Consider the following 26,026-nt stretch of genomic DNA (forward strand, 5'->3'; position numbering starts at 1 on the left):
CCTCGCGAACAACACCAGGACTACCCGTGAAATGCATGCCGGGAACCGCCGCCATCCGCTCAAACCACGTCGCCACGTACCCCGCTCTTCCCGCTTCCGCTGCGTCAGCCGCCAGGTAACTGCCATACCACTGCTGGGCATCCCCCGGATGACACGTCTCCCGTGCCCCGCCAAAGTAGTGCCACCTCGCGAACCATATGCCCGCCAGCCGAAGTAAGTGGCGATATCAACGATCGGCTCCCGCTCTGCCAGTTCCATTCCGACCTGGGCCTCGCCCTGACTGATCCACGGTGCTGGGAGGAGCCTGGTCGACCGAAGGCGGCATCGTCCGCGGGGGAGGGTGTCGTATGCGAGGGCGAAGTAGCTTTCGCGTCAACTAACGGCAGATTCCGGAAAGTTCACGCTTCTATACCGTTCCGTCAGGTACTTTCCCTAGGCATCTGAGGCGACAGCTGACAGCGCAGGGGGACGCGTGAGCAACGACGGCGAAGACCTGCCGCGCCTGTTGATCTCCGTGATCGACGATGATCCGTTGCGGGCTCGCAGCGACGCCCGCGAACTGCTGACCGAGGTGTCGGAGACAGATCCCGCGGCCTCCCTATGCCTGCCCTCAGCCGGTGCCTCAGTGAGCACCGACAAAGGCGGCGACGTCTCGGAGGTCGTCAGCCTGGCCCTGAGTGCCGGTTCGTTCGCCGCGGCCTGCGTCCAGGTATGGCTGGCCAAGGTCCCCCAGCGCACCATCATCGCGACCCGCCCCGACGGAGCCACCCTACGCATCACAGGCCGCGAAGCGCGTGAGGAAGACGCACGCCTCGAACGGTTCCTGGCCGAGCGATCCCTGCCACCAGACGGGAGCACGGCTCACGGCGCGCCGGGCCAGGACGACACCCCCACGGCGGACTGACCGAGAGTGCGAAACAACGATCGGTACGCCCTCCTGATCGGCGCCTCCACGTACGACAGCGAGCACTATCACGACCTTCCGGCGGTCCGTGCCGATCTGCACTACATGCAGGCCGTTCTGCAGAGCACAGAGATCGGCCAATACAACGACTGCGCGATGGTGCCGGACCCGACACGTGCGGAAATGCTGCACGCCATCGAGTCGTTCCTCGGAGAGCGCCAGCAAAGTGAGAGCGCACTGCTGTACTTCAGCGGGCACGGCGAGTTCTGCGAGGCCGACAACCAGCTCTACTTCCTCACCCGCGACAGCGACCCGGCCGATCTTCCCCGTACGGCGGTGTCGGCGGAGTTCCTGGAGCGGACTCTGCAGTCCTGCCGCGCCGCGTCCAAGATCGTACTGCTGGACTGCTGCGCAAGCGGTTCCGTCGTCCAGGGCTGGCATGCCAAGGGCCGGGAGAGTTCGGAATCGGACGAGGCGGAGCACAGCACCCTGTTGCACCCCACTGGCGTCTACTTCATCACCGCCTCGGACGCGCTGCAGGCCGCCTCCGCCATGGCTCCCGAAGGATCGACGCTCGGTACTTCGCGGTTCACGGGTGAAATCGTCGAAGGACTGCGGAACGGGCGGATCAAGGACAGCGGCTGGATATCGCCGGAGGATCTCTTCGAGTATCTGACCGCGCAGATGGTGCGCAAGGGTGTGCCGGAGGAGCAACGCCCGACGAAGTCCACCATCCGCGCCACCCACACGCTGCACTTCGCCCGGTCCGTGGCCCGCCCGGTCAATCTCCCTGCCCCGCCCCATGAACCGCCCCCGCCGTCGGCCGCTCACCTCAAAGCTCGCGAGCGGGTCGCGGCTGACCGTGAGAACGCCAACGACTGGCAGCACCTGCTGCGCTACTACGCACAGTGCCTGAGCGCCCAGGCCGCAGCGAGCATGCTGCCCGACCGGCGGGCGGGCCGGAACTCGCAGTATTTCCTGATAGATGAGGGGCCCGAGACCATTCAATCCGGTCTGAGCCCGGCACTGCCGGCGCCCAAGAACCTGCCCGGTGCGCACGGCTCAGGCGGCACCACGGCGAAGAACGGGGCAGGTCGCGCTGCCGATCAGCACGAGTACTGGTACGGGTATCCCGCCGTCACGCTCCCCTCCCGCGGTGAGGGCAGCCAGCGCACGGATGTCGGGATCGCTCCGCTGTTGATCCAGCAAATGGAGTTGGCTCCTGACGAGAGCGGTCGCGCGGTGCTCCGTCCGAGCGGGGTTCCGTCGCTGCACACCAAGCTGGTGACGGAGCTTCTCTCGGAGGACGAGGCTGCCCAGTTGCTGGCCCGTTGGCAGCCGACGTGGCAGCACGGCAATGACGCGCAGATGATCAAAGCCGTACGGGAGTTGCTCGGCGTCCTGGGACTTCCGGAGCTTGAACCGCTCGACGCCTCCGCCTTGAGTGCGGACTCGGTGCACGAGGCCCTGCGCCCTGGCGCGCACAACGCCGCCGTGCTCCTGGCTCCGTCGAGTGCGGAGCGATTCGCCACCGACGGCGTTGTGGAGAATCTCCTGGCCATCTCCACCCGCACGGACGAAATTCCGGGTACGGCACTGGACGCGCTCTTGAACGGCGGCACCCCCACGCCCACAACGAATCCCGTGCTCGTGGTGTCGGCAGGGCCCTCCAACGAGAGCCAGGAGCAGGTGGTCATCTCCGCGATGACGCAGCCGCTGACCGTGGCCACCGGTCCGCCTGGAACGGGAAAGAGCGAGGTCGTCACCTCGGTGGTGGCCACCTGCGTCGCGGCAGGTGAGTCGGTTCTGGTGGCGTCGACCAACAACGAGGCGGTGAACGTCGTCGCCCAGCGCTGCGACGACATCGCTCCGGGGCTGCTGATGCGTACTGGCAACGTCGATGCCTTGGTCAAGGAGGCCGAGAAGCTAGAGCAACTGCTGTCCGAACCGCCTGCCCAGCCCGGGCGCAGCTCCGCCACCGTGGCAGGTGAACTGCGCAACCTCCGCTCGCGCGCCGCCGCCCTGCGCGACCAGGCCGGACGGCAGGTCGAAGGTGAGGTACGGCTGGCCCAGGTGCTGTCGCAGCGCGCCGAGTTGGCCAGCAAAGTCGAGCTTCCGGTGCCGCTCCTGTCACGGTTGTGGCAAGTCGGCGACCTCTCGGCGCTGGCCCGCTGGGAAATGAGGGCCCGCCGGGCGGCAGCGGCGGGCAGCTGGTGGGGGCGCTGGCGCCGGACACGGGCCATGAAGGCGTTCGTCGCGGCTGCCGGTGCCGACGCAGCGCCGCAACTGCCGCCATGGACGAGGGAACGGCCCGTTGTCTCAGACCTGCTCGACGACCTGGCGGACCTGACCGGCCTGGAGCGCCAGGTGCGTGACCTCACGCCGGCTCAGCTCGCCTACGACGAGGAAACCGTGCGCCAGGCGCGTTCAGGCTGTGCCGCAACACGGGCCCAGCTGTCCGCAGAGCTGTGCGAGGCCGTGTCGGCGGAGGTGCTCGACCGCGGGCGATCGCTGTTGGACCAGCGGCTTCAGACGTTGCGTCAGCGCAAAGGGACCCAGCGGAGCCAGCTGAACCTGCTGCGCCACCTGAAGGGGTGGGCAATCACCACCCATGCGGTGCGCCAGCTGAGGCCTGATCCGAAACTCTTCGACTTGGTCGTCATCGATGAGGCCAGCCAGTGCTCCATCGCGGCGGTGCTGCCCCTGCTGTTCCGCGCCCGCAGGGCCCTGATCATCGGGGACCCGATGCAGCTGACGCACATCCCCGGTATCTCGCCGGAGCAGGAACGTCAGGCCCGCGTCAGGGCGGGGCTGAGCGCGGCCTGGCTGGAGGACCGTCGGCTCGCCTATCACGCTCACTCCTCCTACCACGCCGCCGCGCAGAACGGCGAGAGTGCACTGCTGCTCGACGAGCACTACCGCTGCCACCCGGAAATCGCCGACATCGTCAACGGCCATTGCTACTCCGGCGCGCTGGAGATCATGACCGACGTGCGCCGGCAGGTACCCGCAGTCGATCTCATGGACACCGGGGAAGTGGCCCCCGTACTGGCCTGGGCGAATGTGCCCTCAAGCAAGTCGGCACGCGGCCCGGGAGGAAAGTCCTGGCGCAACCCGTCCGAGGCCGCCGCTGTTGCCGACATCGTGCGGGCGCTGCTTCGCCGCCTGCCCGAGAGCGCGACCGTGGGCGTGGTGACACCGTTCCGTGCGCAGAAGGACGCCCTGGAAAGCGTGATCGGCAGCGACCGGGTCCGGGTGGGAACGGTGCACGCCTTTCAAGGCGGTCAGCGCGATGTCATGATCCTCAGCCCGGTGGCCACCACCAACACCCCGCAACGAACGGCCCACTGGGTGTCGAGCCAGGTCAATCTCTGGAACGTCGCGATCACCCGCGCCAAATCCCAGTTGATCACCGTGGGCAACCACGCCTACTGGCAACAGGAGACAGGTCTCCCCCATCTGCTGTCCTCACGCTCACTCCTGTGGGACCAAACACAGCGCACCGGTGTGCAGCCAACTCCCATGCCAGGGCCTCGCCTGCGTCAGGAGCGGCGCCGCAGAGATCTCACCGACGCTGTGCAGCAGGTTCTCGCCTCGCGCGGTGTTGTCGAGCTGGAACGCGCTGCGATGGTCGGTGGACAGCGCATCGACCTGCTGTTCACCGCGCCCGACGGCAACACCGCGGTAGTCGTCGACACCGGCCCCGGGCCAGACCGTGATCCGGCACGACACCTTCGGCTGGTACACGAACGGGCCGGCTTGCTCGTCGGGCTTCCCTCCGGCGGTCGAGGCGCGAAGGCCGGTCCTGTCACGCGCGTGGTCCGTATTCCCGCATGGCGCATCCTTGTCGGCCCGAACGCACTGGCGCCGCTGTTCGACTGAGTGACCGATCGGCCGCCGGTGGTCGACCGGGACATCCGACGTGGGGAGGGCAGTCGTGGCAAGCACTCCGAAGACTGAAGAGGTCCTGAACAGTCTAAGGCAGCAGGTATCCGTGGCGGTTCACTCGACGCGGGAGCTCGTGGGCAAGGTTGACGAGGCTGCCGCCGACAAGGAACGGGAGCGTCGCGAGACGTTCGAAAAGCGGCAGGAGGAGGGCAAGACCAAGATGGGAGAGACCTACGAGCCCCTGCGGCGCAAACCAGGCCTGCGCCCGCTCCCCGGCACGGAGGTCGGCCTGTCCGTGACGTTGACGTTCTGGGACGTCCTGCACCACCTGGGCCGCGGGCTGGCACTGTCCCAGCGCGGTGCATCACGCGGACTGGCCGAGCACTGGGGCAGCCTGAAGTACTGCCAGGCGCTCAGTGCCCATACCGAAACCCAGCTCGGCCTGTCACAGGAGGGCAACCTGCTCGGCCTGTCCGACGAGGGCAAACGGATCGCCATGTACTACAAGGCGCTGCAGTCAGAGGAGTTGGGACACGCATTCGCACTGGCCGTCAGCGAACAGATCCTCACCCGTCGCTATCCGGACCACAGCATCTCGTTCGTCCGTGCCGACACCGCCCTACGGGCCGGCTGGACGCTGACCAGTCGCGACAAGGCGAAAACAAAAACCGTCGGCTACCCCTACCGTCCGCAATTCTTCGCCGAGGTCTGGAAACCGGGTGAGTCCTCACGCGTCATCCCCATCGCCTGCAAAGGCAACCACAGCGACCGGCAGAAGGCCTACGAGCAGCTCGCCTCCGCAGCCGTCCACGCCGACGGAGTGCACATCGGAGCCTGGGACGAAACCCCGGCATTGCTGTTCAGCACGGAGATCGCCCTGGCCGACCCGCTCGCTGTCCACGTCCTGCATGCCGACGGCCCCGGCGGCTGGCTGCACATTCCTGACGACACCCCCGCCGCCGACATCGGCCTGGGCCTAGGCGGCAAGAACCCGGATATCGGCATCCTCAAACCAGGACAAGGCAAGGACCCCGACTCCTCCGAGCCCGGCTGCCAAGTCGGCCCCAAGGACTACGAGTGGTTCCAGCGTGCCCTGGCCCGCGTCGGAGCCGCCGGCCTGACGGCCTTCGCCGGGGACGGCGAATCCACCGCCGCGCTCCTCACCACCCGCCAGGGCAGCGACTTCTTCCAGGGCTTCGCCCACGCCGCCTCCGGCAGCGTCCAGGACCAGGAATACACCCTGCTGGGCGAGAAATTCGAGGGCACGGATCATGTCTTTCGGCTCAACGGCAAACGAGTACAAGCATTCTCCGGCGTCGCCGCCGACGTCCTCGATTCCCTCATCACCAGGCAAGAGCCCAAACGTCAGGCCGACTTAGCCGCCTACCGACAGCGGGTCCATGCGAGAAGGGCCAAGGAACATGGGACATTCTGGGACCACGCCTGGGGCGGCGTTGTCTCGATCGGCCGGCACGGCACAGTGCTGGCCATGCGTCAGATCCCACCTTTCCGAGACGAGTAGTTCCTGTATGCGTGCCACCAGCTACCGGCCCATTTGGGGCCGGTAGCGGTGGCATTACTCACCTTTGTGTAGCCGATCACCCGTCTGATGCCTACGCTTCGCCGTCGTTCGGCACATACTCGCTGCGGGCCGCTTCGTGATCACCGCTGATCCCGGCTAGGGGGACTGGTCCCGCCGGGAGCAGTTGCTCCCGGCGGCTAGCTGGTGGCGCCGCCCAGAGCAGCCGCCAGATCCCTCAACGTGTGGAATGTGAAGGGGCCCCCGACGAATCCCGCCGGCACCGGCGCACGGGTGACAAAAATTGCCCTGACCACACGCGGCTCAGCTGACGTCGGCAAGCCAAGGGCCGCCGTCACCTCGTTGGCATAGGGTGCGAGGTCTTCGAGTTTCCGCTGGAGTTGTGCCGCATAGCACGGTTTTCGGTGGTCGACGTAGAAACGGTCCAGATGGCGTCGGATCTCTGGTGTCACGTGGACGTCGGCTGGGTCCTTCACCTCGATCAGCCAGATAACCGAGTCAGCCCCGCGCCCAGCGACTACATCGATCTCGGTCTGGAGCGAGGGAACCCCTAGGCGCTGGGGATCCTGCTCCCGGATGCGCTCCTCGACCACGTAGCCAGCCCCCCGTAGCGTTTGTGCCACCTCGGTCTCAAGGGCTCTGTTCTTGCGGTCACGAACCGCCTCCAAAGCGTCTGCCACCCGGCGCGGGGGCGGAGGCTGTGTCCAAGGCAGGATTCCTTGAGCCACGAAGTTGCCGTAGATGCCTGCACTCGCGTAGCAGAGCTGCGGGCTGACGACGAGCTGCCCATCGCTGAGTTCGGCCAGGGGCTGGACGACGAGTCGTTTCTGCCTGCTGCGCGCATGCCACGGCTTCCAGTCGGCAGCCTGCAGCGCGGAGGATGTACTGGTGAGGAGCCCCTGAGCAGCAGCGATACGGGCATGTCCGTCAGGTTCCGCCGCGAGACGCAACGTGTCGTGCAGGTGTTGCCGGACGGTATCTGCGGGGACGGCCACCGCATCCGGATCGTCAGGCTCCAGCGGCCATTGGGCCATAGAGAACAGGACTTGCAAGATATCGCTCACTGATGCTCCGTATGCGGCGAGCATGGCGGCATCAACAGCTGGATCGACGAGTTCGTCGATCTGTTCCTCGTCAACGACTTCGGCTGCTGCGCCAACCTCGTCAGTCTGCTCGTGACTGCCGAGCATCGCCGGAGCCGCGAGCATGTGAGCCGCTCGGGCCCGTCTGAACGCGCTGAGGTCCAGATCGAACACCCGGGAGCCTGCGCTCCCCGACTCGGCATCGGCATCGGCATCGGCATCGGCATCGGCATCGGCCAAGTCGGTCACCACGGTGATCTCATATGCGTCGCTGATTCTCAGTCCGGTGGGACGAACTTGATGATGAATCGCTTCGCTCCGCATCGTCGCGGCCAGATAAGCGGAGGCCGCAGCGGTGATCTCCATCCACGCGTACTGATCCACGCGGCGGATTCCAGTGGGTTGAGCGCGCAGAGCTGCTTCGATCGCGATTTCGTTGCTGCGCCTCAACCACAGATGCTCTTGCTCGAGTTCTGTCTGACGCTCCAGTGGGTCCCAGGCCACCGAAAGAAGGCGGGAGGACTGTTCGAGATCACGGAATTGCTGGTTCTTCGTCGCCAAGGTGCGTTCGATCTGCCGCATCCCGACAGTGACAAGGTCGTCAGCGGAGTGTTGAGCGAGACGACGGTTCAGAGCATCCAACGCGGCTGGCGCCAGCACATCACGGTCAAGCACTTTGGCCTGTGGGCCCACGTACGTTCCGGGTGCGATGCCAGCTGCCTGCACAGCACGGGCCACCTCCTGGTCCATCATGCCTACCAGATGGGCATCTACCGGCCACGGACGGGCAAGGTGTGGACGGCTCACCGGCGCTGTCATGATGCGGATCGCAAGTGTGGGCGGAGCGACGTGCCAGGCCGTTGCCACCGTGTCGACCGTACTCGCCGGCAGATCGCTCTGCTCCAGAAGAGACTTGATCGTCTGCGCCATGACATCCCGCGTAGTTGCGGCGTCACGGTCGGTCTGCTCCGCGAGCAACTCACAGTCAACGAGGAACTCAGCATGGATCACCCGGCCGTACGCACTGGACTGTGCTTCGGCAGATCCGACCCGGATGGAATCGGCGCGATCACGATCGTCCGGCGTAACGGGCCGCATTTCGAGGATGTAGCCGACCGGTGAGGCTTCGTCATGCGCCGCTCTCCACGCATCATTCACCTGCTCGAAGCCGAAGGCGTACGAGCCTGCGAGGTCGTGGAGAAGTTGGTGATGGATGTCGCCCCACGCCGGGTGCGCGGAACGTATGGCCACAGCAGGGGCGCCGGCCCGGATCCGCCAGCCGTACAGGTCAGGGCGGTCGTGGTCCGGCGGTCGGGTTACCTCATCCGCATGCGCTCGGCGCCACTCGTAGATCCCGTATGGGCCCTGTCCAACAGGGTCCAAGGCATCCCAGGAGTCGATTCCCGGCAGGGTGAGCAGGGCCAGCGCCTGCTCGAGTTCCTGCAGGCGCTGGCCGCGTTCCCACTCGGCGGCGCTGTGGTGAGGGCTGACCATCATCAAGTCCGGGGCCCTGCCGCCACTGAAGAACGTCTTATTGTTGCCGCGCCACCACTCCCATAGGTCAAACGCCTCCCAGACGACCATGTGGGGTCTGTCCGGCGCCGCAAGTTCACGGCAAAAGGTATAGAGATCCGTGTCGCTGTCGGCGGTGGTCGAGGCCCAGAGCAGATCCTCAAGGGACATGGCGGCAAGCCCCGGTCGCTGGGGCGCAACCAGATGTCCGGCAGATGCGACGAGGAGAAGGGGAACTACCTCCGTCCCTGCGGGAAGGGTCAGGGACCCACCGGGCAGCGGCACACGAACCTCTTCGTCCGGATGGGCACGGGCATGCTCGCTGATCCGCAGCACTGCTGGTTCCTCCCGGAAGGGAGCATCCGTCAGATGAGGGCGGGCGAACAGCTGTACCAGCAACGCCCTGGCAGGGCCGAACATCACCACCCACTGCACAACGTCGCGAGGGGAGACAGCCGGGCCGCTGCTTGTGTCAGGGGGACCGACAATCTTGTCCGAGAACCGCCACAGAGCTCGGCGTGCACGTTCAGCTGCGAGCTGGGCAAATCGCAGGCTGACGTTCGCTTCTGCCGAGGCGGCGTGCCGAGCGAGATCAACGACGCCCTGCCCCATGCTTTCGGGCAGGAAGCCCAACGGTAGCCAGAATCTCGCTGCGCCACCGTCGGACTGCTGATGGGAAACGGCCAGGTACTTGCCGAACGTACTCTGCGGGGAACGGGGGTCGTAAATCGGCTCCCCCTGTTGTGCGGTAGCCCAGTCGAGCGCGGCCCGGAACGTCTCGGAAGGGGCGACCCTCGCGTCCACCTGACTACTCACAAGCACCTGCGCCGCCACGAGTTCCTCGTCGGTCAGCGTTGCAGGACCCTCGGTCGGCACGTCCCCATCGGGCCACGATGAAGCTAGTGCCCGCATGGCCAGATCGGCGTACCGCAATCCCACCTCGACGTATTCGGAGATCCCGAATCCCAGCTCAGGCACAAGAACCGAATCTGTCGCCTGAGCCACCGTCTTCCACCGCGTGACGTCGGCCAGTGGCCTCTCCACCTGGCCCGGAGCCAGCCGCAGCACCTCGTCACCGAGCCGCGCGAGCACAACCTGACGGGGATCGGACGGAACGAAATCTTCCAGTCCAGCCAGCCAGGGCGCTTCCCGTCGACAGGCATCCAGTAGCCCGCCCACGGTCACAGCCTTGGCGGACGACCGCCCGGTTGGCGGCACAGCAAGCACTTGCTGAAGGAGGTACCCGACAGACGCCCACCTGTGCCGGGTCCCGGGACTGGCGCCCGCCGCAGTGAGCAGAGCCTGCATACTCGCCATGTCCATACCTGCGAGTCGTCGGCCCAACCCTTGAGGAGCTGTCCGCCCCGTCTTCTTCCGGCCCTTGCCCACATCGCCCCCGTTCTCTTGAGTACGCCAGCATAGAAAGCTGGTGTCCGAAAACCCACTTCAAAATTGTCGTGTGCAGGTGGCTGTGCAGTATCAGGACTTCCTTGACCCGGATGTCGCTAGAGTCGCTGGGCAACTGACGATCACCAATTACGCCTGGGCCGTGGTCTTCTGCTTGAGGCGCTGTAGTAGTCCTCCCACTCACGCAGCTTGTCGTTGAAGACCTCGGCGTCGTCGATGATGGCGCCGTCGAGGAGCCGGTAGACCTCCTCGGCGTCGACCCGCTGGGAGCGTTCGGCCTTGCCGTTCAGCCGTGGTGTTCGGGGCTTGATGTAGGTGGGGCGATGCGCTTGTCGAGCACGTGCCGTGGAAGGCGGACTGGAACTCGGCGCCGTTGTCCGTCTGGATGACCTCGCCTGGAACGGCAGGCGCTGGATGACGCAGTCGAGGAACTGGATGGCGGTGGCCTGGTTCAGCGTCGGGTAGATCCGCGGCACGCGCAGCCGGGTGCAGTTGTCGATGGCAGTGAACTGGAAGTACTTGTTGCGGCCTCCGCGCCGCCCTGGGGCATCGAGGCGAGCGGCTCGATGAACTTCACGTCGATCTACACCCGGGGGCCTGGCAGTTGCTTCTCGTACCGGTTCCATCGGCGGTCGTGGCGCTTGTAGCGCTGCGAAGTCGGCAGCCGGCCCATGTCCAGTCGGTTGAAAATCCGCCGCACACCCGACTTGCTGATGGTGACCCTCGTGGTACGGCTTGAGGCATCGCGATCTTCCCGGGCCCGAAGTGGCAGCCTGCCTCAGGCAGTGTCGGTGTGAGGTCTCAGGAGATGCTTGACCCTTTGTCCTCCGGACATGGTTGACACGTTCGGCTGAACGTCGGTCATCTCCCGAACATCGGTGTGGCCGTGGTGGTTTCGTCGGTCGTCGTGGATGTGCAGCAGCTGGCCGAGTACCGCTACCGGGCTGTCCGCGAGGTGCTGGGCGGGTCTCCAATCGGTGAGGTCGCAGCCCGGTACGGCACCTCGCGTCAGACTCTCCACAGCTGGCGACGGCGGTTCGAGCAGGAAGGCATGCCCGGCCTGCTGGACCGCTCCCGGCGCCCGCGGAACAGTCCCACCCGCCTGTCGGCCGAGGTGGAAGCCGAGATCTGCGAGCTGCGTCGCCGGCATCCCCGGTGGGGTGCCCGCCGGATCGTTCACGAACTCGCGGGCCGGGGGCTGGAGTCGGCGCCGTCGCGGGCCACGGTCCACCGGGTGCTGTCCCGCAACGGCTTGGTCCGCACCCAGGAACAGCAGCACCCGCGCAAATACCGCCGGTGGCAGCGTGAGGCGCCGATGCACCTGTGGCAGATGGACCTGGTCGGCGGGGTTCCGCTGGTCGACGGCCGGGAGTGCAAGATGGTCACTGGCATCGACGATCACTCCCGCTTCGTCGTGATCGCCTCTGTCGTGGCCGTGCCCAGCGCCCGCGCGGTGTGCTCGGCCTTCACCGCCGCGATGCGCCGCTACGGGGTGCCCTTCGAGGTCCTGACGGACAACGGCAAGCAGTTCACCGGCCGCCATACTCGCCCCCAGCCGGTGGAGGTGCTCTTCGAGCGCATCTGTCGGGAAAACGGCATCACCCAGCGGCTGACCAAGCCGCGCTCGCCCACCACTACGGGCAAGATCGAACGCTTTCACCGCACCCTGCGCGAGGAATTCCTCGATCACGTCGTCCCGTTCGAGTCGTTGGCCGCGGCCCAGGAAGCGATCGACGGCTGGGTGCACGCCTACAACCACCAGCGCCCGCACCAAGCCCTGAACATGGCCACCCCCATCAGCCTCTTCCGGCCCCACACCGCCGCCGGCCGCGATCACCAGCATCCTGAACAGGCAGTCGCCGAACCGGAGGTGTCCGTCGAGGTCGTCGAACCGCCCGTCCTGCCGCCGCAGGGCACCGCGATCGAGTTCGAGGTGCGGGTGCCTCCCAGCGGCGAGATCACCCTGGTGTCGGGCAGGCAGCGAGTCGGTATCCACCAGGCACTGGCCGGCAGGACGCTGACGGTCTGGGCGAACCACCGCAGCGTCCACTTCCTCCTTGACGGGCACCTCGTCACCACGGTCCCGTCCCGGCTGCGGCCGGAGGATCTCGCCTACCTGACCATGCGCTACGGCGCCCGCCCGGCCGGTCCCGAGCCCGCACCCGCCGCCCTGCCCAGGGCCCGCAGCGGCACGGCCATCCTCGCCGCCGGCGAACCCGTCGAGGTCGACCGCAAGGTCCATCGCGACGGGATCGTCGCCCTGGCCGGCGGCCGCTACCAGGTCGGATTCGCTCTCGCCGGCCGCACGATCACCCTCCGTCTCGACGGACACCTCATGCACGCCATCGCCGACAACGCCCTGACGGGAACGTGGCCCTGTCCCGTTCCGGCCGACCGTCTGGGGCAGATCGACGGGGCACGGACGGCGACGTCTCCGCTGCCGCCTCCGCCCCTGCCGACCGGTTCCATCCGGGCCCAGCGCAAGGTGCATGCAAGCGGACGCTTCATGATCAACGGCCAGTTCATCAAGCTCGGCCCGCGGCATGCCGGAAAGATCGTCACCGTCGTCATCGAGGACACCCACTACCGGATCCTGCACGGAGAGGACGAACTCGCTGTCCGCCCCCGCAAGAACCTCGGACCGATCACCAGGCTCTACGTCAAAGGCATGGGCACCCAGAAGGACCGTCAAGGATCTCCTGACGACGAACCGTCAAGGAAGTCCTGAGACCTCACACCGACAAGGCAGATGATTTTCCCGACCACTCGACGTGCGTCGCGTTCGGGCTGTGCTTGGGTGCCTTGGAACAGGTGCGCAGGCCCTCCGCGCCTCGGCGTCGCAGGCGCGCGATGCGCGCGCTGGAGGCGAGACTGGGAGGTAGACCCGCGCGTCCCAGCGAGCGCGACCCACACCTGCGCATTCAGATGTAGAACTTGAATTGAGGCAGTGGCTCCCGGTCAGATGGGATCTCCCTCATGATCTCGCCAACCAGCCCGGAGAACTTGATCGTGATCGGCAGGAGCCCGCCCAGTGCGGCCGAGTTCCAGTTGAGCTTGGTGAGCGCGAGAACTTCCTTCAATAGGGCGTCCCGTGAAGAGTCCTGCCCGACGTGATCAGCAACCTGGAGCGGCGCCGGAACGTGCATCCCGTGGAATTCGTTGAGCGCGGATATGTAGCCCGTCGTGTACAGGTAGTCCAGCTCCCCGAAGCTGAAGCGGGTTCCGCGCAGCGGCGGATACTTCGAGGTGGTGATGAGACGAACCCGGCTCTGCGCCTCGAGCGCCATCAGATCGTAGCGCCGCACGCGGGACTCGATTGCTGCGCGGAAGCCATCACGTTCGTCTGGCCAGTATCGCGAGGTTTTGTGGACCACGACGCGAGCGGGGGTCTGCTTCATCACCGCCTCGTACCGGTCGAGTACCAGTGCCATCAGCTGGTGCGCGCCGTCGGCCGTCAGGTGAGGCGAGCGGCTCCCGGTCTTGTTCGGATCCCACTCGAATTCGTGTCCCCGTAGAACGAGCCCTTCCCCTCGCTCGTCAAACGCCTGCACGAGGCTGGTCTGCATCGTCGCAGCGGCGCTGCCCAGCGGCCGGTAGAAGCCGATGCCGACGTAGCAGGTCCCCGGTGTGAGTCCGTACGGACTCCACGGATAGCCTCCCGCCTTGCAGTACATCGCAGTGAAGAAGTTCCACGCGATGCGGGAGGGCGGTGTCCTGTCGCGCCCGTCGAGGGTGGGAGCCCGGACGATCTGCGTCGGCAGGCGGAACTTCATCGCGCTTGCCTTGAGGGCACGGCGCAGGTCCCGATGGACTGCGCCGGTCTCTTTGCTGGCGTAGTCGGCCGTGCCGCAGCGCGTCACGATCTGGTCGGACAGCGCGATCACCACGTAGTCGGGGACGCTGTCACGCTCTGCCAACTGCCGGAACTTGGTCTCGAACAGGGTCAGGGCAGCGTGGAAGCGCTCCTTCTGTGACTTGATCTCCAGTACCTGCCGCAGTTCGGCCTGCCCGAGTTCTTCATTCCACGCATCGTCGAATTCCAGCGACGAGAAGAACCCGCGATCGGGCATCCACCCGGGGAACTCCGGATTGTGCACGTCTCCGCGTACGCCCTCGGCGCGACTGCTCATCCAGGTACGGGCCGCCTCGACGAGCTCTGCGGTACCGATCAGCCCCACGCGCAGCCGGGTGGGGTGGCGGCCTGATGCCGTCCAGGAACGCGGCCCGTAGCGTGCGATGCCGGCCTTGGGGTCGATGTGCAGACCGTCGTCGGCGAACTGCAGCAGCGGTTCAGGAAAGTAGGTACTCGCGATGAGGGACGGCGAGCCGACCGGCGAGACACTCGGTGGAGCAGGGCGTGCCGTCATCGCAGCGTCTCCTCCGCGTCCTCGTCGTCTTCGCCTGCGGGATCATCGTCCTCGCCCAGACCTCCCGCCTCGGCCCAGGTAAAGAGGTCGTCCACGTACTCGACGTTCTTGAAGGGCATGTCGTGCTCGGCGGGAATGCCCGGCCAGCGCACCTGCCCGCTGCCAAGCGACGTCGAGACGATCAGATTCTGCCTGTCTGTGCCGAAGGGGAAGAAGATCCGTGGAGTGCTCCTGCCGAGGAAGTCCCGCCAGAACTGCACTTCGCCCAGGAGATCGTGGTTGAACAGGCGGGACTTCTTCCGGGTCACCTGCCGCCCGATGTACTTGGCATGTATTGACTCGAAGCCGTCGGAGGTCACACGAAGCTCGGGTCTGACGCTCAGGCACCACTGGTTGTCACCGACGAGGAAGAAGCGCAGCGAAACAGCACGGTGAAGCCAGTAGTTGCGAGGCTCTCCGGTCGCTCGCTTCTTGGGCTGCCATACGACGCCCCGGGTCGCCCTGCTGGCGTTCAATGGCCGGTACGGAACGGAACGTTCAACGCCGGCCTCCTCAGGTTCGAAGTAGTAGCGGTGGTGGTCGTGGTCAAGCCGCAGTCCCAGACGTCCGGTGAGTTTGTTCAGCGACCGGTTCAGCAGCGCGACGTACCATCCCAGTCTGTCGGGATCCGTCCACCACTCCTTGGTGGAGAAGCGCTCGGTCTCCGTGCACGCCACCACGCCAGCGAACGGGTTCCTTGTGTCACGCAGGTCCTGGAAAGCCCACAACCGCCCCTCACGCAGGATGAACGGCGTCATCATTCCGGCAGACGCCGGGGCCGACCGTACCTCGTTCTCCCGGCCGGAAGAGCAAGGGGCTCCGTAGATATATCGCGGCATCTGCGTGACCGGCAGCACATTGCTGTACACGGTGTCGCTGACCATCGGAGGCAGCTCCGACGGCACATTGGAACGCCCGCCGAGCCTGCGCTCGATCCGCTGCTCGTGTGTCTCCTTCATGGCCTGCAGACGCTCCACTGTGTACTTCGCAAGCGCACCATCGGAGTCGATCAACTGGTGATGCTGATTGCACAGCAAGATCAGATTCTCGTACCGGTTGCGCTCCTCCGGCGTCAGCGGCGAATCGCCTCGCGGACCGTTCGGGCTCTCCGCGACAATATGGGCCATCTCGCCAAGCACCACAACGGGGTCCTGCGGCGCCCCCTGGGCCGTCAGAAGCAAGCCACATTCGGGAAAGGCACAGATATTGCCAGAACGCTGAGTCAACTTGCGTTGCTGCGCGACAGGTACGGCCACAACACCTCCTCCGGGTATCCACATGCTACGGACGACCTCTGACAATGGCCCTCCCTCGCACAACAAGCGAACCCCCGGGACTCGGCCGCTTCGCGGCACCCACTGCGCAGCCATTGCCTGAACGAGTCCTCACCAACTCCGCCCAGAGGCCACTGAGAGTAGAGGGTCACGACACGCCGAAGGCACTCAGTAGCGCTTGCTCTGAATCACCATGCTCCGGCAGTCCGGCAGACGCATCAGCACATCCGCGCCATCGTCGTGCGAGCCACCATCCATCACCCATCAGGAGTGCCCAACTCGAACTCGTCCTGGCCACTGGCCCGTTGGCGTGGAGCGATCCGTGTGGCGACGCGGAACATCCATCTGCTCACCCACCGGGTTGAAGCCTGCGGCGTATCTACGCGCTCTTCGCCCTCGACAATCCACGTTCAAGATCCGGACCATACGCGGACCACCGTCCGTCAACTCCCCTACGAACTACGCGTTTACCCTGGTCAGGGGCATGCAATGGCTGTACCACCAACAGACCAAGAACATTCTTGTTTCGTACAGTCCGAAGAAACTTGGGTTCTTCTAGAGCCTGAAGTCGGTTGCCTGGAGGCATCGTTGCGCTCCAGGCAATCCGACACGCCAGCTACCCGCTGTAATGAGTTGGATTCTTGCCGTCACTCTATGGCGTCCCGCGGAGGTCCGTCCGGACCAGTCGCGGACCAATTGGCGCCGGAGAACATCACCCCCGCGAGCCGTCGCGACGACATCTGCCTGGGGCGCCTCGTCATCCAGGCCCACGCCGACGACGGCTGCACCACCGTGGCCGTCAGGACCTAACGCGACACCGGCAGGAGCGTCTACCTGCACGGCGTGAACCACCTGCAGCAGATCGCCGACACCTTCGGCCGCACGCACGGAACCGCCGCACGCCCCGGCCCCCCATGACCGACACCGAACGCCAGACCGCCCACGCCCGCACCAGCCTGGCCCCCGCACCCGGCAATGCCCCCACCGCGCCGCAGACCGAGCAGGTCCCCGCGTACGCCCTGCACGGCAACGCTGAACGCCTGCGCGACCTCGCCGACGCTCAGCCCGCGCCCGGGTCACCCTCCAGGACGGAACCGTGTGACCCACGCACCTGACGAACGCGACCGTACCCGCGCGGCCATGGACCGCATCCTGCAAGGGACGCCGCAGCACTCCAACGGTGCTCTGACGGTAGTCGCCTTGGCCAAGGAAGCCGGCGTACCCCGCGACGCACTGACCCAGCGCCACACCGACCTCGGGTGCACGCGTTGACGGGCGCCCCGCCGGACCACCCCCGCGCCTCACCGACCGGCGAGTCTGGCGTAGTCCCCCTGGAAGAAGACCAGCGGACGGGGATCACCGGCGACCGCCAGGTCGAGCACCCGGCCCAGGACGCGCCACATCGGAGGCCTTACGGGAACTGGCCGCCGCCCACCGCATCGACCTGGACTCCTCCACCGCCTACGGCGACCACGTCTCCGACGCCCCGCTGCTCTCCCTGACCGGCCGCGCCGTCATCGTCGGCGACGACCAGGACCTGCGGCGTCTAGCCGCCCACCACGGCTGGGACCGGCTGCCCAAGGCCCCCGCTCCTCCCGCCGTCCCCCTGCCCGATCCGAACCCTGTCCCACCAGGAGCGATGCTGTGAGGATCGCCGTCGTCGGCGCCTACGGAGCCGGCAAGACCACCCTGATCACCGCCGCCACGGCCCGCATCGGCCTGCCCGCCGCCCACGGCACCCCGATGCGGGACCCCGCCGGCAGCCGGCCCAAGCCCCTGGAACAGACCACCGAGTCCGAACTGATCCAACTCGTCGTCCGCCGCCACGCCGAGCGGCTCCTCGCCGAGGCCGCCTACCCGGAGGGATTCCTCTCCACGACGACCCGTCCCCCATCAGCGAACACTTCCGCCCCCTCTCGGACCGCCTCCTCCTGACCACCCTTCACACAACAGGCATCCCGGTCCACACAGTCACGGGCCCCCTGGATACCCGCCTGCACACACTGCTCACCCTGACCCCCGAGCACGCCCCCGTGCCCCCGTGACCGACGCAGGATGACAGCGTCGGTCACGGGGGCACGGTGACTCCGCTGCTCGGGGACTCCGCGGTCAGCTGCGGCGGGATGCTCACCGAGGAGAGTCTGACGCCCGCGCCGGGCACACCGGCGGTGGTGAAGCGGCTGACACCGACGTCGTCCATCGTCCACACCACCGAATAAGTGGCCGGCGTCAGGGGTGCGATCTTCGCGTCCAGGATCACGCTGTCACCGGGCGGTGATCTCCTTGCCGTCCGCGTCGAACAGGTTGTACCGCAGTTGGTAGTTGCCGCCCGCCGGCCAGGTCTCCTGGCCCTGGTTGGTGACCGCGACCGGCTCGGCACCCTCGGTGGTGGCCGTCACCGGGGCGGTGAAGTCGCCGAGCTTGTAGGCCGCGCCGTACTTGGTCGTCATAACTCCCAGTTCCTCCCACCACCGTCCCGATCCTGACCAGTACTTCCGGACCAGTCACGGACCGAACTTGGCGTAGTGGCGGAAGAGGACCTCGATGTTCTGGCCCGCGCGACGAGCGAATTCGGCGGGGTCCACACCGGAGTACAGCCAGAACGAGATCCCGGCGTGCCGGAGATCGGAGTGCCGCTTGACCGGCTTGGAGGCGAGTTCTGTACGGGTCAGGACGTACTTCCGTGCCCGCGCCCACGTTGTGCCATATGCAGCTGCGTCCACATAGCTGCCGGCCTCGTTCCGGAACGGTCGGCCGTCCGGCGCCACGCGGAAGGGTTCAATGAGCCCCTTCCAACCTGGCTGTGAGATCGAGGGGTTGCGGTGACAGGACAACGAAGCCCAGGTAGATGGGTGGTCGGCTAACAGCAACCTTCTCCGCATAGAGCCCCGGCTCATTGCCCACCCATCCGGGCTGCATCTGTCCAGTTCCGCGCTGCGGCTGCTGCGGCGGGGGTCGGCCGCTCGGCGACGACAGATGGCACCCGGTGGCGGCTGACCTGCAGCCGCCAGGCGCTGACGAGGCTGGCGCACCTGCGCTGCAACCACACCTTCGCCGAGCTCGCATCCAGATTCCGCGTGGGCCTACCCCCAGCCGTACCGCCGCGCGAAGTCAAAAACCAAGCTGCGGAGGAACGTCTGATCGCACGAGGCGCACTCGCGCGGCTGGTATGCGGCCGGGCAGGTAGACGAATCCGTTGCCGTTGTCGAGGAGCGACCCCTCATCGACGCCGTTCACGGACCAGAGATCAACCGGCCCACCGGTGTTGTTGATCTGAAAGAAGAACTCTGCTTCCTCCTCGCCCCGACAGACGAAGATCCCCTCCACCTCAGGACGGCGGCTGCCGGCGATTCCCCGTGCGGCCCTCATCCGGTCCCAATCCAGACCATGCTGTGCGATCGACCGGCGATTGAGCACGGACGAAACGTGGAAGAGGTTTGGCGTATCAAACACGCCAGGAGTATAGGAGCCGGTGAGGCTTCTCCTCAGGTTGAGGCGGTCAGCTCCAGGGTGAGGACGGCCGTCGATGAGTAGTGCCTGCTCACTGGAGCGGCCGACGGGTAGGGCGTTCGGCTCTACGTTCGCGCCGAACAGGACAGGGAGGGGCATGAAGGTCTCCTGAGCAACCGGCTTTCGACGCCGGGCGGCGGTGGTCGCAGTGAGGAAGGGAACGGACCCGCTGTGGTCCCGGAGGCAGCGCTTTCAAGAGCAGGCGGCAGCCGGGGCGGCACCGCTTGGGTCCGTGAGCGGTTCAGCGCGGCGGGCCGAGAATGACGCCGCCGTACAGCTCGGATGCCTCCGCCAGGAGGGACTTGGGGATTTCGAAGCCGTCGGGGCGCGGGCTGGTGAGGTCGCGTCCGGCGTGGCGGAACATGCCCTCGATGCCTCCGGGCGTGGCGATCATCAGAAGGTCGGCGCGGTCGGAGGTGATGCGGTAGCCGTGCGGGACGTTGCGGGGCAGGTAGACAATCCCGCCTTCACGTAGCTCGTGTTCCTCCTCCCCGGACCACACCAGGGCCGTGCCCTTGATCAGCATGAACACCTCGTCCTCGCGGGTGTGCAGGTGGAACGGCGGGGCTTCGCCCTTGGCGACGTCGAAGCGGCCCACGGTCAGCTTGCCCTCGGTGGCTTCCTTGTCGAGCAGCACGGAGAACGTTCCCCCGTCGAGCCATTCCAGCTTCTGCTGCTGTTCGGGCTGCGCCAGATAGGCCATGGTCATCGGAGACCTCCAGGGAAACTCCGGCCTTCAGGCCGGGGCGGAATCGGACTCCTGCGGAGCGGGGCAAGGGGTCGGGATTCGCCCCCCCCAGAGCGAATCCCGGTGCTCTGACTCGCAGGCCTGAACTTGACTGATGCTGTGAGTTGGTGAGTGGGACCGCACACCGTGTGAAGCTGGCGTTCACCTCCGGTGAGGTAGGGAGGGACATAGGAGGGACATGGGCGGAGCAGGGGACGGTGTGGGCCGCACACGGCGTATCCGCGTATCGCGTGGATACGGACTGACTGGAGATGGAATTGACCGGCTGGTTGCAGGCGGCCGTGCGGGGCCGGCCCCTGCGGGGGAGGTCAGTCGACGGTGAGGACGAGCTTCCCGCGGCTGTGGCCGGCGTCGCTGGCCTGCTGGGCCTTGGCAGCGTCGGTAAGCGGGTAGGTCGCGCCGACCGTGATCGCCAGCGCGCCGTCGGCGGCCTGCCGGGCCAGTTCGGCCAACCGGGCCGCCGAGCGCCGCGCCGGGCCCTCGGCGAAGACGACACCGAGTTCGCGGGCCCGGAAGTCGGCGGTGGTGACGACCCGGTCGGTGCCGCCGCGCAGGGTGATGGAGTCCTCCAGCGCGCCCTTGCCCGCGGCGTCGAGCACCGCGTCCACTCCGCCTGGGGCGAGCGCACGCACCCGCTCGACCAGGCCCTCGCCGTAGACCAGCGCGGTGGCGCCGAGCGAGGTCACATACTCCTGGTTGGCCGGGCCGGCGGTGCCGATGACGCGGGCGCCGAGGGCGACGGCGAGCTGGACGGCGACGGTGCCGAGCGCGCCGGACGCGCCGTGGATCAGCAGGGTCTCGCCGGCTTTGACGTCGAGCAGGTCCAGGACCCGGTCGGCGGCGTCGCCCGCCACCGGCAGGGCGGCCGCGTGCGTCCAGTCCAGACCGGCCGGCTTGAGGGCGAGGACGGTCGCAGTGGCGAGCGCGTACTGGGCGTAGGCGCCGGTGTCGGACCAGCCCAGCACCTCGTCGCCCACCTTCAGATGGTCGACGCCCTCGCCGACGGCATCGACGGTCCCGGCGATCTCCCCGCCGGAGATGGCGGGCAGGGTGGTGGGGAAGATGGCTTCCATGATCCCTGAGCGGATCTTGCCGTCCACCGGGTTGACGCCGACAGCCTGTACACGTACGCGGACCTGGCCGGAGCCGGGCTCGGGGACCTCGGTCTCCACCTCGTGCAGGACCTCGGTGCCGCCGAACGTGTCGAAAACGATGGCCTTCATAACTGTGTCTCCTTCAATGAGTTGATCCGGTCCAATGAGTTGATCCGGCGAACCAGATCAGGTGGCCAGACGCCAAAAAACATGCCGCCAATCATGTGGCTGGCCGATTAGCTGTTAGATGAGCTCGTTTGCGGGCTGGAGCCGCGGAACTTCGGGCCGCCTGCCCGCGCCCGGCGCTGTTGGCAGCCTCCGGGCCTGATCAGGGGCTGCCAGTCACTGTCCGTGCAGCTCCAGCACGCCCACCTCGGGATGTCGGCAGCGCTCGGATTTCGATGACGTGGACGCACCGGTCGAGGGCGGCCACCATGTAGCGGCGCCAGAGCGGGGCGAAGGGACCGGCCAGGATCCAGCGGCGGCCGGGCAGCGGCTTGAACTCGTAGGTCCAGCGGATGAGTGTGCCGTCACCGTCGGGGTTGACGTTGAACTCGCCCCGGACGCCGGCCGCGAGGCGGGAGAGGACATTGGTGAAGCCGGTCAGCTGGTAGGCGAAGCCGGAGCCCGGTACGTACTCGGTGAGTTCTTCGTCGGCCTGGGAACCGTCGTCGAACTGCGGGTTTCTTCGCGATCCCGCGTGGTCCCAGGCTTCGGTCTGGTTCTTCACGCTGCTGATGCCGGGGAACGGGGCCACCGGGCGGAAGACGGTGGGGAGGTCGATGGGCACCAGGATGCGGAAGGTGTCCTGGGGTGCCGTGCGGGTCCGCTGCTGGACGGTGATGGTGACGGTCTTGTCGGCTGGGCCGATGAGGAGTGTGGTCATGGTTCAGCTCTCCGTGGCAGGTAGGCGAGGCCGAGCGGGTCGATGGCATCGAGCAGCGCCGGGTGGACGTCGTGGGTGTCTGTCTTGGTGATGTCGTTGTAGGGGTTGCCGGTAGAGATGCGCAGGCCGGTGCGGTCGGCGCCGATCTCGGCGGCCACCGCGGATGTCGCCTCGATGGCGAAGCGGATGCGTTGGGCGACGGAGCTGCCGTACTGGTCGGTGCGCTTGTTGGCGTTGGAGGAGAGGGACTGGTGGACGAGGTAGCCGTTGCCGCCGTGGATCTCCACGCGGCCGTATCTCCCACCCGGACAACACCCCACACCAGCGTGCATCAGCTGGACCACGATGCGCCCGCCATCGGCATGGACGGCGTCGGTGACCTTGCGCCAGCCGGCGATGTGCGCGTCGGTGTGGATTCCCGGCGTCAGCGGGTAGCCCTGACCGTCTTCGGACGGCTGGGTGCCCTCGGTGATGATCAGGGCCATGGAGGCCCGCTCTGCCGGTGGTACTCGACATTGAGCTCGCTGGGAAGGCCGTCCGCCAGGGAGCGGTCACGGCTCATGGGCGCCATGACGAGCCGTGCGGCAGTTTCGAGTTGGAGGGTGGGGAAGGGCTAGAGGGAGGCGAGGGCGCGTACGCGGTCGGCGATGGCGCGGCGGGCGACATCGGTGGTGAAGGCGATGGAGTCGAACTCATGCGGGACACCGGGGTGGAGATGGAACTCCACGGGTACGCCGGCCCGGCTGAGTTTGAGGGCGTAGGCGAGGTCCTCGTCGCGGAAGACGTCGAGCTGGCCGACCTCGATGTAGGCGGGAGGCAGACCGCTCGCGTCGTCGAGGCGGGCCGGGGCGGCCGTGGCGGGTACGTCGGGTCCGCCCGCGGCAGCGCCGAGCAGGGCCGGCCAGGCGGTGCGGCTGTCGTCGTAGGACCACAGCAGGTAGGGCTCGATGTGCGGGTCGGGCGTGGTGGTGCGGTCGTCGAGCATCGGCATGAGCAGGATCTGCCGGGCGATCGCCGGGCCGCCACGTTCTCGGGCGAGGATCGACAGCGCCGCGGCCAGTCCGCCTCCGGCGCTGTCGCCCATCACACCGATCCGCGCGGGGTCGACATCCAGCTCGCCGGCGTGCTCGTGCAGCCAGCGCAGGGCGGCGTACGCGTCCTCGACCGGTGTGGGGAAGGGGTGTTCGGGTGCTCGGCGGTATTCGACCGACAGCATCGGCACCCCGCTGGTGGAGACGTAGCGGGCAACTGGGCCGTCAAACAGGTCGATGTGGCCGAAGATGTAGCCGCCGCCGTGGAAGAACAGCGCGGCCGGACCGCTGGGAGCGTCCGTCTTGGCGTACCAGCGCATGGTGATCTTCGTGCCGTCGTCCGCGGTCGCGTAGTACTCGGTGGTCGTGACGTCGGCCGGGACCGGTTGGGCCGCCGAAGCGGCACCGATGATCGGTTCCCACATGGCGCGGCGCGCGGCGACATCGCCGACCGGCGGAGGGGTGGCGCCCGCCATGGCCTCGGCCATGGGGGCGAACACCTGGGCGAACTCGGGGTCGAAACTGAGCGACATGACTGCCCTGCCTTCTTGGCTGGTTGGGTCTGATCTGGTCATTCGTGGAATCAGCGGGCCCGGAAGATCCGGGTTTGGCGGGCAAGGGTGCACCGTTGGACGGTTCAGGAGACCTGGCCGTCTGGAGTCCCGCGCCGGCTCGACCGTCGGCCGGGAGACACGACCTCAACGTTCGCTCCACGTAATGTGCTTCAGTTTTGAAGCGTTGGGGGCTGAACGACACCCCGGTTTCGAAGCGGCATTACAGGGTGAGAGGGCGGCGACTGCTGCTAGGGACCGACAGCGAACAGCATCTGCAGCTTGCCCTGGCTCGGAGAACCGGGTACGGCGGTGAAGACCAGCAGCTGCTGGCACTGCTCGGGATCCACCAGCATCTCGGAGTAGAGCTCCAGTTCCCCCAGCTCGGGGTGCAGGTAACGCTTGAGGTCGTGGTGATGTGTCACCCCCACCTCGTGCAACCGCCAGATCTCCGCGAACTCCGGACTGACTTCGAGGAGGGCCGCGACGATCTCACCGGCCTTCCCCGTGGGATCGGCCGTGTAGGCGTCCCGGATCTCCGCGGCGAAAACCCTGCCCCGCTGCGGATGGTCCTCCGCCGGATGGAGGCCGCGGACCTGCAGATCGCCGGTGAACCAGCGGTAGACCAGGTACCGGGACAGGCCCGAGTAGCTGGTGAAGTCACCGAGCAGTGCGACCGCCGGAGGTGTCTGCAGCAACGCCTCACCGAACCGTGACAGCACGATGGCGGGCACGTCCGAGAGGCCGCCGACGATCCGCATCATCGTGGGACCGACATGGTCATCTCGTATGATCCGCCGGGGCGCAGGGATGCCGCCGAGGGTGAAGAGGTGGTCGCGCTCGCTCAGGCTGAGCCGCAACGCCCGGGCCAGCGCGACGAGCATCCGCTCCGACGGGGCCGGACCACGCTGCTGCTCGATCCGGCTGTAGTAGTCGGCCGACATACCGGCCAGCGCCGCCACCTCCTCGCGCCGCAGCCCACCGGTGCGGCGCCGCTGCCCGCGAGGAAGCCCGACATCCTCCGGCTGCAACACCTCACGACGTGCGCGGAGAAAATCCGCCAGCAACACCCGGTCCATCGTCCGTCCTCCTCGTTTCGACAAGCCCATCCTGGCGGGGACGGGAGAGCGGATGAAGGGCCACTTCATCAGGGGACGAGTTGTCCGTGGCTGGGCCGACAGCCGTGCAAAAGGACAGCCGGACGGCCCTCATCCGCCCCCGGGCGGCGTGCCTCATGCCGAACTCGGCTCAGTCTGCTGGAGGGCGGACAGGTAGGACTGGACACCCATGGCCATGGTCGGCACGTGCTCGCGCATCAGCCGCTGGAAGTGGGGTGCGGTCGCGGAACGGTGGTCCACGGTGAACTCCCCGGCCAGGGAGAACCAGGTGACCGGGGAGGCGCCGGCCTGCACCATGCGCTCGACCGCGACGGCGTGGGTTTCGGCTGTCAGGCTCGCTGTGGCATCCACGACCAGGTAGACCTCGTAGTCCTCGCGCAGCGCGCCCAGCACGGTCTGCAGGACGCATCCCTCGGTGGACACCCCCGCGATGGCGAGCTTGCGGCGCCCGGTCTCGCGTACGGCTCGTGCGAAGTCCGGGTCCAGAAAGCCGTTGAAGTTGCCGCCCCGCTCGACCACGGGGTGGTCCCCGATCGTCTCCCTCAGTTGCGGGTAGAGCGGCCCGGACGGCTTGTCGGGCCGGCCGTTGGTCACGACCAGGCCGCTTTCGTACCACAGGGCTGTCTTTGCCAGCCCGACCACGTTGTTGATGTGCTCCGCCGTGTCGTGCGACCGCAGCACGTTGGCGAAACCGACGGCGTGGTCCACCAGGACGATCGTGGTGTTCTCGGGGGTCAGTGGTTCGAGGTTCACGAGGTGCTCCGATGGCTGGCGACGGCACTGATGGCCGTCGCGGCATGAGTGGATTCAACGTTGCCGATGACCGGCTGTGCGCCGGGTCGGCGAGTGCGGAGAACCGGATCAGTAGACGACGGGATCCTGAGGCCAGTGAGGCGGCCATCTTGGAGGCCGGACGCTCCGCGTTCGCCGAACGCGGAGACAGCCGCGCCGTCATCCGGGAGATCGCCCGGCGGGCCGGCGTCGCCCGCGGCCTGGTGATGCGGAACTGTCCGTCGAAGGAACAGCTGGTCATCGTCTCGATGGCCAGAGCCGCCGGGCCTGTCCGAGCGTTCCC

Annotated in this window: 20 protein-coding genes and 3 pseudogenes; 8 read left to right on the forward strand and 15 right to left on the reverse strand. The window is 67.1% G+C overall.

The features are described 5' to 3' along the window. Positions 1 to 472: 472 nt before the first annotated feature. Genes OG870_RS06135 through OG870_RS06145 form a run of 3 tightly spaced genes read left to right on the forward strand, consistent with a single transcriptional unit; the run spans position 473 to position 6,314 of the window. Positions 473 to 904, forward strand: a complete 432-nt coding sequence (locus OG870_RS06135) for an effector-associated constant component EACC1 (protein WP_269649216.1) — start codon at positions 473 to 475, stop codon at positions 902 to 904. Positions 905 to 910: 6 nt separating this feature from the next. Next, the gene (locus OG870_RS06140; protein ID WP_327690730.1) at positions 911 to 4,786 is read left to right on the forward strand and encodes a caspase, EACC1-associated type; all 3,876 of its coding nucleotides are present in this window, start codon (positions 911 to 913) and stop codon (positions 4,784 to 4,786) included. A gap of 55 nt (positions 4,787 to 4,841) precedes the next feature. Beyond that, a complete protein-coding gene (locus tag OG870_RS06145) occupies positions 4,842 to 6,314 on the forward strand; it encodes a hypothetical protein (protein ID WP_327690731.1) in 1,473 nt (490 codons plus the stop codon). Between the two features lie 197 nt (positions 6,315 to 6,511). Here OG870_RS06145 and OG870_RS06150 read toward each other — a convergent pair whose 3' ends face one another. After that, entirely contained in the window at positions 6,512 to 10,105 is a 3,594-nt protein-coding gene (locus tag OG870_RS06150; protein WP_327690732.1) for a hypothetical protein, read from the reverse strand. Between the two features lie 389 nt (positions 10,106 to 10,494). Then, positions 10,495 to 11,101, reverse strand: a pseudogene (locus OG870_RS48115) (IS481 family transposase); the annotation flags it as partial. Positions 11,102 to 11,219: 118 nt separating this feature from the next. Between OG870_RS48115 and OG870_RS06160 the strand changes: the two are divergent. Continuing rightward, positions 11,220 to 13,061: an IS481 family transposase gene (locus OG870_RS06160; protein ID WP_327690733.1), complete on the forward strand. Its 1,842-nt coding sequence runs from the start codon at positions 11,220 to 11,222 to the stop codon at positions 13,059 to 13,061. Between the two features lie 193 nt (positions 13,062 to 13,254). Here the strand turns inward: OG870_RS06160 and OG870_RS06165 are convergent, their stop codons facing one another. Together OG870_RS06165 and OG870_RS06170 are read right to left on the reverse strand one after the other, a co-directional pair. Then, positions 13,255 to 14,700: an argonaute/piwi family protein gene (locus OG870_RS06165; RefSeq protein WP_269649209.1), complete on the reverse strand. Its 1,446-nt coding sequence runs from the start codon at positions 14,698 to 14,700 to the stop codon at positions 13,255 to 13,257. Further along, entirely contained in the window at positions 14,697 to 15,995 is a 1,299-nt protein-coding gene (locus OG870_RS06170; RefSeq protein WP_269649208.1) for an HNH endonuclease, read from the reverse strand. The genes OG870_RS06165 and OG870_RS06170 overlap by 4 nt, the downstream gene beginning before the upstream one ends. A 672-nt stretch (positions 15,996 to 16,667) precedes the next feature. Here OG870_RS06170 and OG870_RS06175 point away from each other — a divergent pair. The 3 genes from OG870_RS06175 (at position 16,668) to OG870_RS06185 (ending at position 17,948) form a co-directional block, all read left to right on the forward strand. Continuing rightward, entirely contained in the window at positions 16,668 to 16,823 is a 156-nt protein-coding gene (locus OG870_RS06175) for a hypothetical protein (RefSeq protein WP_327690734.1), read from the forward strand. Positions 16,824 to 16,927: 104 nt separating this feature from the next. After that, on the forward strand, positions 16,928 to 17,128 hold the full coding sequence (locus OG870_RS06180; protein WP_266586490.1) for a hypothetical protein: 201 nt from the start codon (positions 16,928 to 16,930) through the stop codon (positions 17,126 to 17,128). Positions 17,129 to 17,657: 529 nt separating this feature from the next. Next, the gene (locus OG870_RS06185; protein ID WP_327690735.1) at positions 17,658 to 17,948 is read left to right on the forward strand and encodes a hypothetical protein; all 291 of its coding nucleotides are present in this window, start codon (positions 17,658 to 17,660) and stop codon (positions 17,946 to 17,948) included. Positions 17,949 to 18,081: 133 nt separating this feature from the next. On the opposite strand, the gene OG870_RS06190 is transcribed toward OG870_RS06185, so the two are convergent. The 11 genes and pseudogenes from OG870_RS06190 to OG870_RS06240 form a co-directional block, all read right to left on the reverse strand. Next, positions 18,082 to 18,273, reverse strand: coding sequence for a hypothetical protein (locus OG870_RS06190; RefSeq protein ID WP_327690736.1), 192 nt, complete (start codon positions 18,271 to 18,273; stop codon positions 18,082 to 18,084). A gap of 4 nt (positions 18,274 to 18,277) precedes the next feature. Beyond that, on the reverse strand, positions 18,278 to 18,463 hold the full coding sequence (locus tag OG870_RS06195; RefSeq protein ID WP_327690737.1) for a hypothetical protein: 186 nt from the start codon (positions 18,461 to 18,463) through the stop codon (positions 18,278 to 18,280). Positions 18,464 to 18,517: 54 nt separating this feature from the next. Next, a complete protein-coding gene (locus tag OG870_RS06200) occupies positions 18,518 to 18,736 on the reverse strand; it encodes a hypothetical protein (protein WP_327690738.1) in 219 nt (72 codons plus the stop codon). A 388-nt stretch (positions 18,737 to 19,124) separates the two neighbouring features. After that, positions 19,125 to 19,622, reverse strand: a complete 498-nt coding sequence (locus OG870_RS06205; protein ID WP_327690739.1) for a hypothetical protein — start codon at positions 19,620 to 19,622, stop codon at positions 19,125 to 19,127. Positions 19,623 to 19,764: 142 nt separating this feature from the next. Then, positions 19,765 to 20,232 carry a cupin domain-containing protein gene (locus tag OG870_RS06210; RefSeq protein ID WP_266527036.1) on the reverse strand — a complete coding sequence of 156 codons (468 nt, stop codon included), beginning with the start codon at positions 20,230 to 20,232 and terminating at the stop codon, positions 19,765 to 19,767. A 347-nt stretch (positions 20,233 to 20,579) separates the two neighbouring features. Then, on the reverse strand, positions 20,580 to 21,494 hold the full coding sequence (locus OG870_RS06215) for an NADP-dependent oxidoreductase (RefSeq protein WP_266527039.1): 915 nt from the start codon (positions 21,492 to 21,494) through the stop codon (positions 20,580 to 20,582). 199 nt (positions 21,495 to 21,693) lie between these two features. Then, positions 21,694 to 22,251: an SRPBCC family protein gene (locus OG870_RS06220; RefSeq protein ID WP_266586482.1), complete on the reverse strand. Its 558-nt coding sequence runs from the start codon at positions 22,249 to 22,251 to the stop codon at positions 21,694 to 21,696. Between the two features lie 17 nt (positions 22,252 to 22,268). Further along, positions 22,269 to 22,822, reverse strand: a pseudogene (locus OG870_RS06225) (oxidoreductase); the annotation flags it as partial. Between the two features lie 42 nt (positions 22,823 to 22,864). After that, positions 22,865 to 23,815 (reverse strand): alpha/beta hydrolase, encoded by a 951-nt coding sequence (locus tag OG870_RS06230; RefSeq protein ID WP_266586478.1) that lies wholly within the window; start codon positions 23,813 to 23,815, stop codon positions 22,865 to 22,867. 269 nt (positions 23,816 to 24,084) lie between these two features. After that, the gene (locus tag OG870_RS06235) at positions 24,085 to 24,912 is read right to left on the reverse strand and encodes a helix-turn-helix transcriptional regulator (protein WP_266841652.1); all 828 of its coding nucleotides are present in this window, start codon (positions 24,910 to 24,912) and stop codon (positions 24,085 to 24,087) included. Positions 24,913 to 25,065: 153 nt separating this feature from the next. Next, entirely contained in the window at positions 25,066 to 25,704 is a 639-nt protein-coding gene (locus OG870_RS06240) for an isochorismatase family protein (RefSeq protein WP_266586474.1), read from the reverse strand. Positions 25,705 to 25,748: 44 nt separating this feature from the next. Between OG870_RS06240 and OG870_RS06245 the strand changes: the two are divergent. Beyond that, positions 25,749 to 25,970 (forward strand): annotated as a pseudogene (locus tag OG870_RS06245) (helix-turn-helix domain-containing protein); the annotation flags it as partial. Positions 25,971 to 26,026: the final 56 nt, after the last annotated feature.

The organism is Streptomyces sp. NBC_00461 (genome assembly GCF_036013935.1).
Lineage (GTDB): Bacteria > Actinomycetota > Actinomycetes > Streptomycetales > Streptomycetaceae > Streptomyces.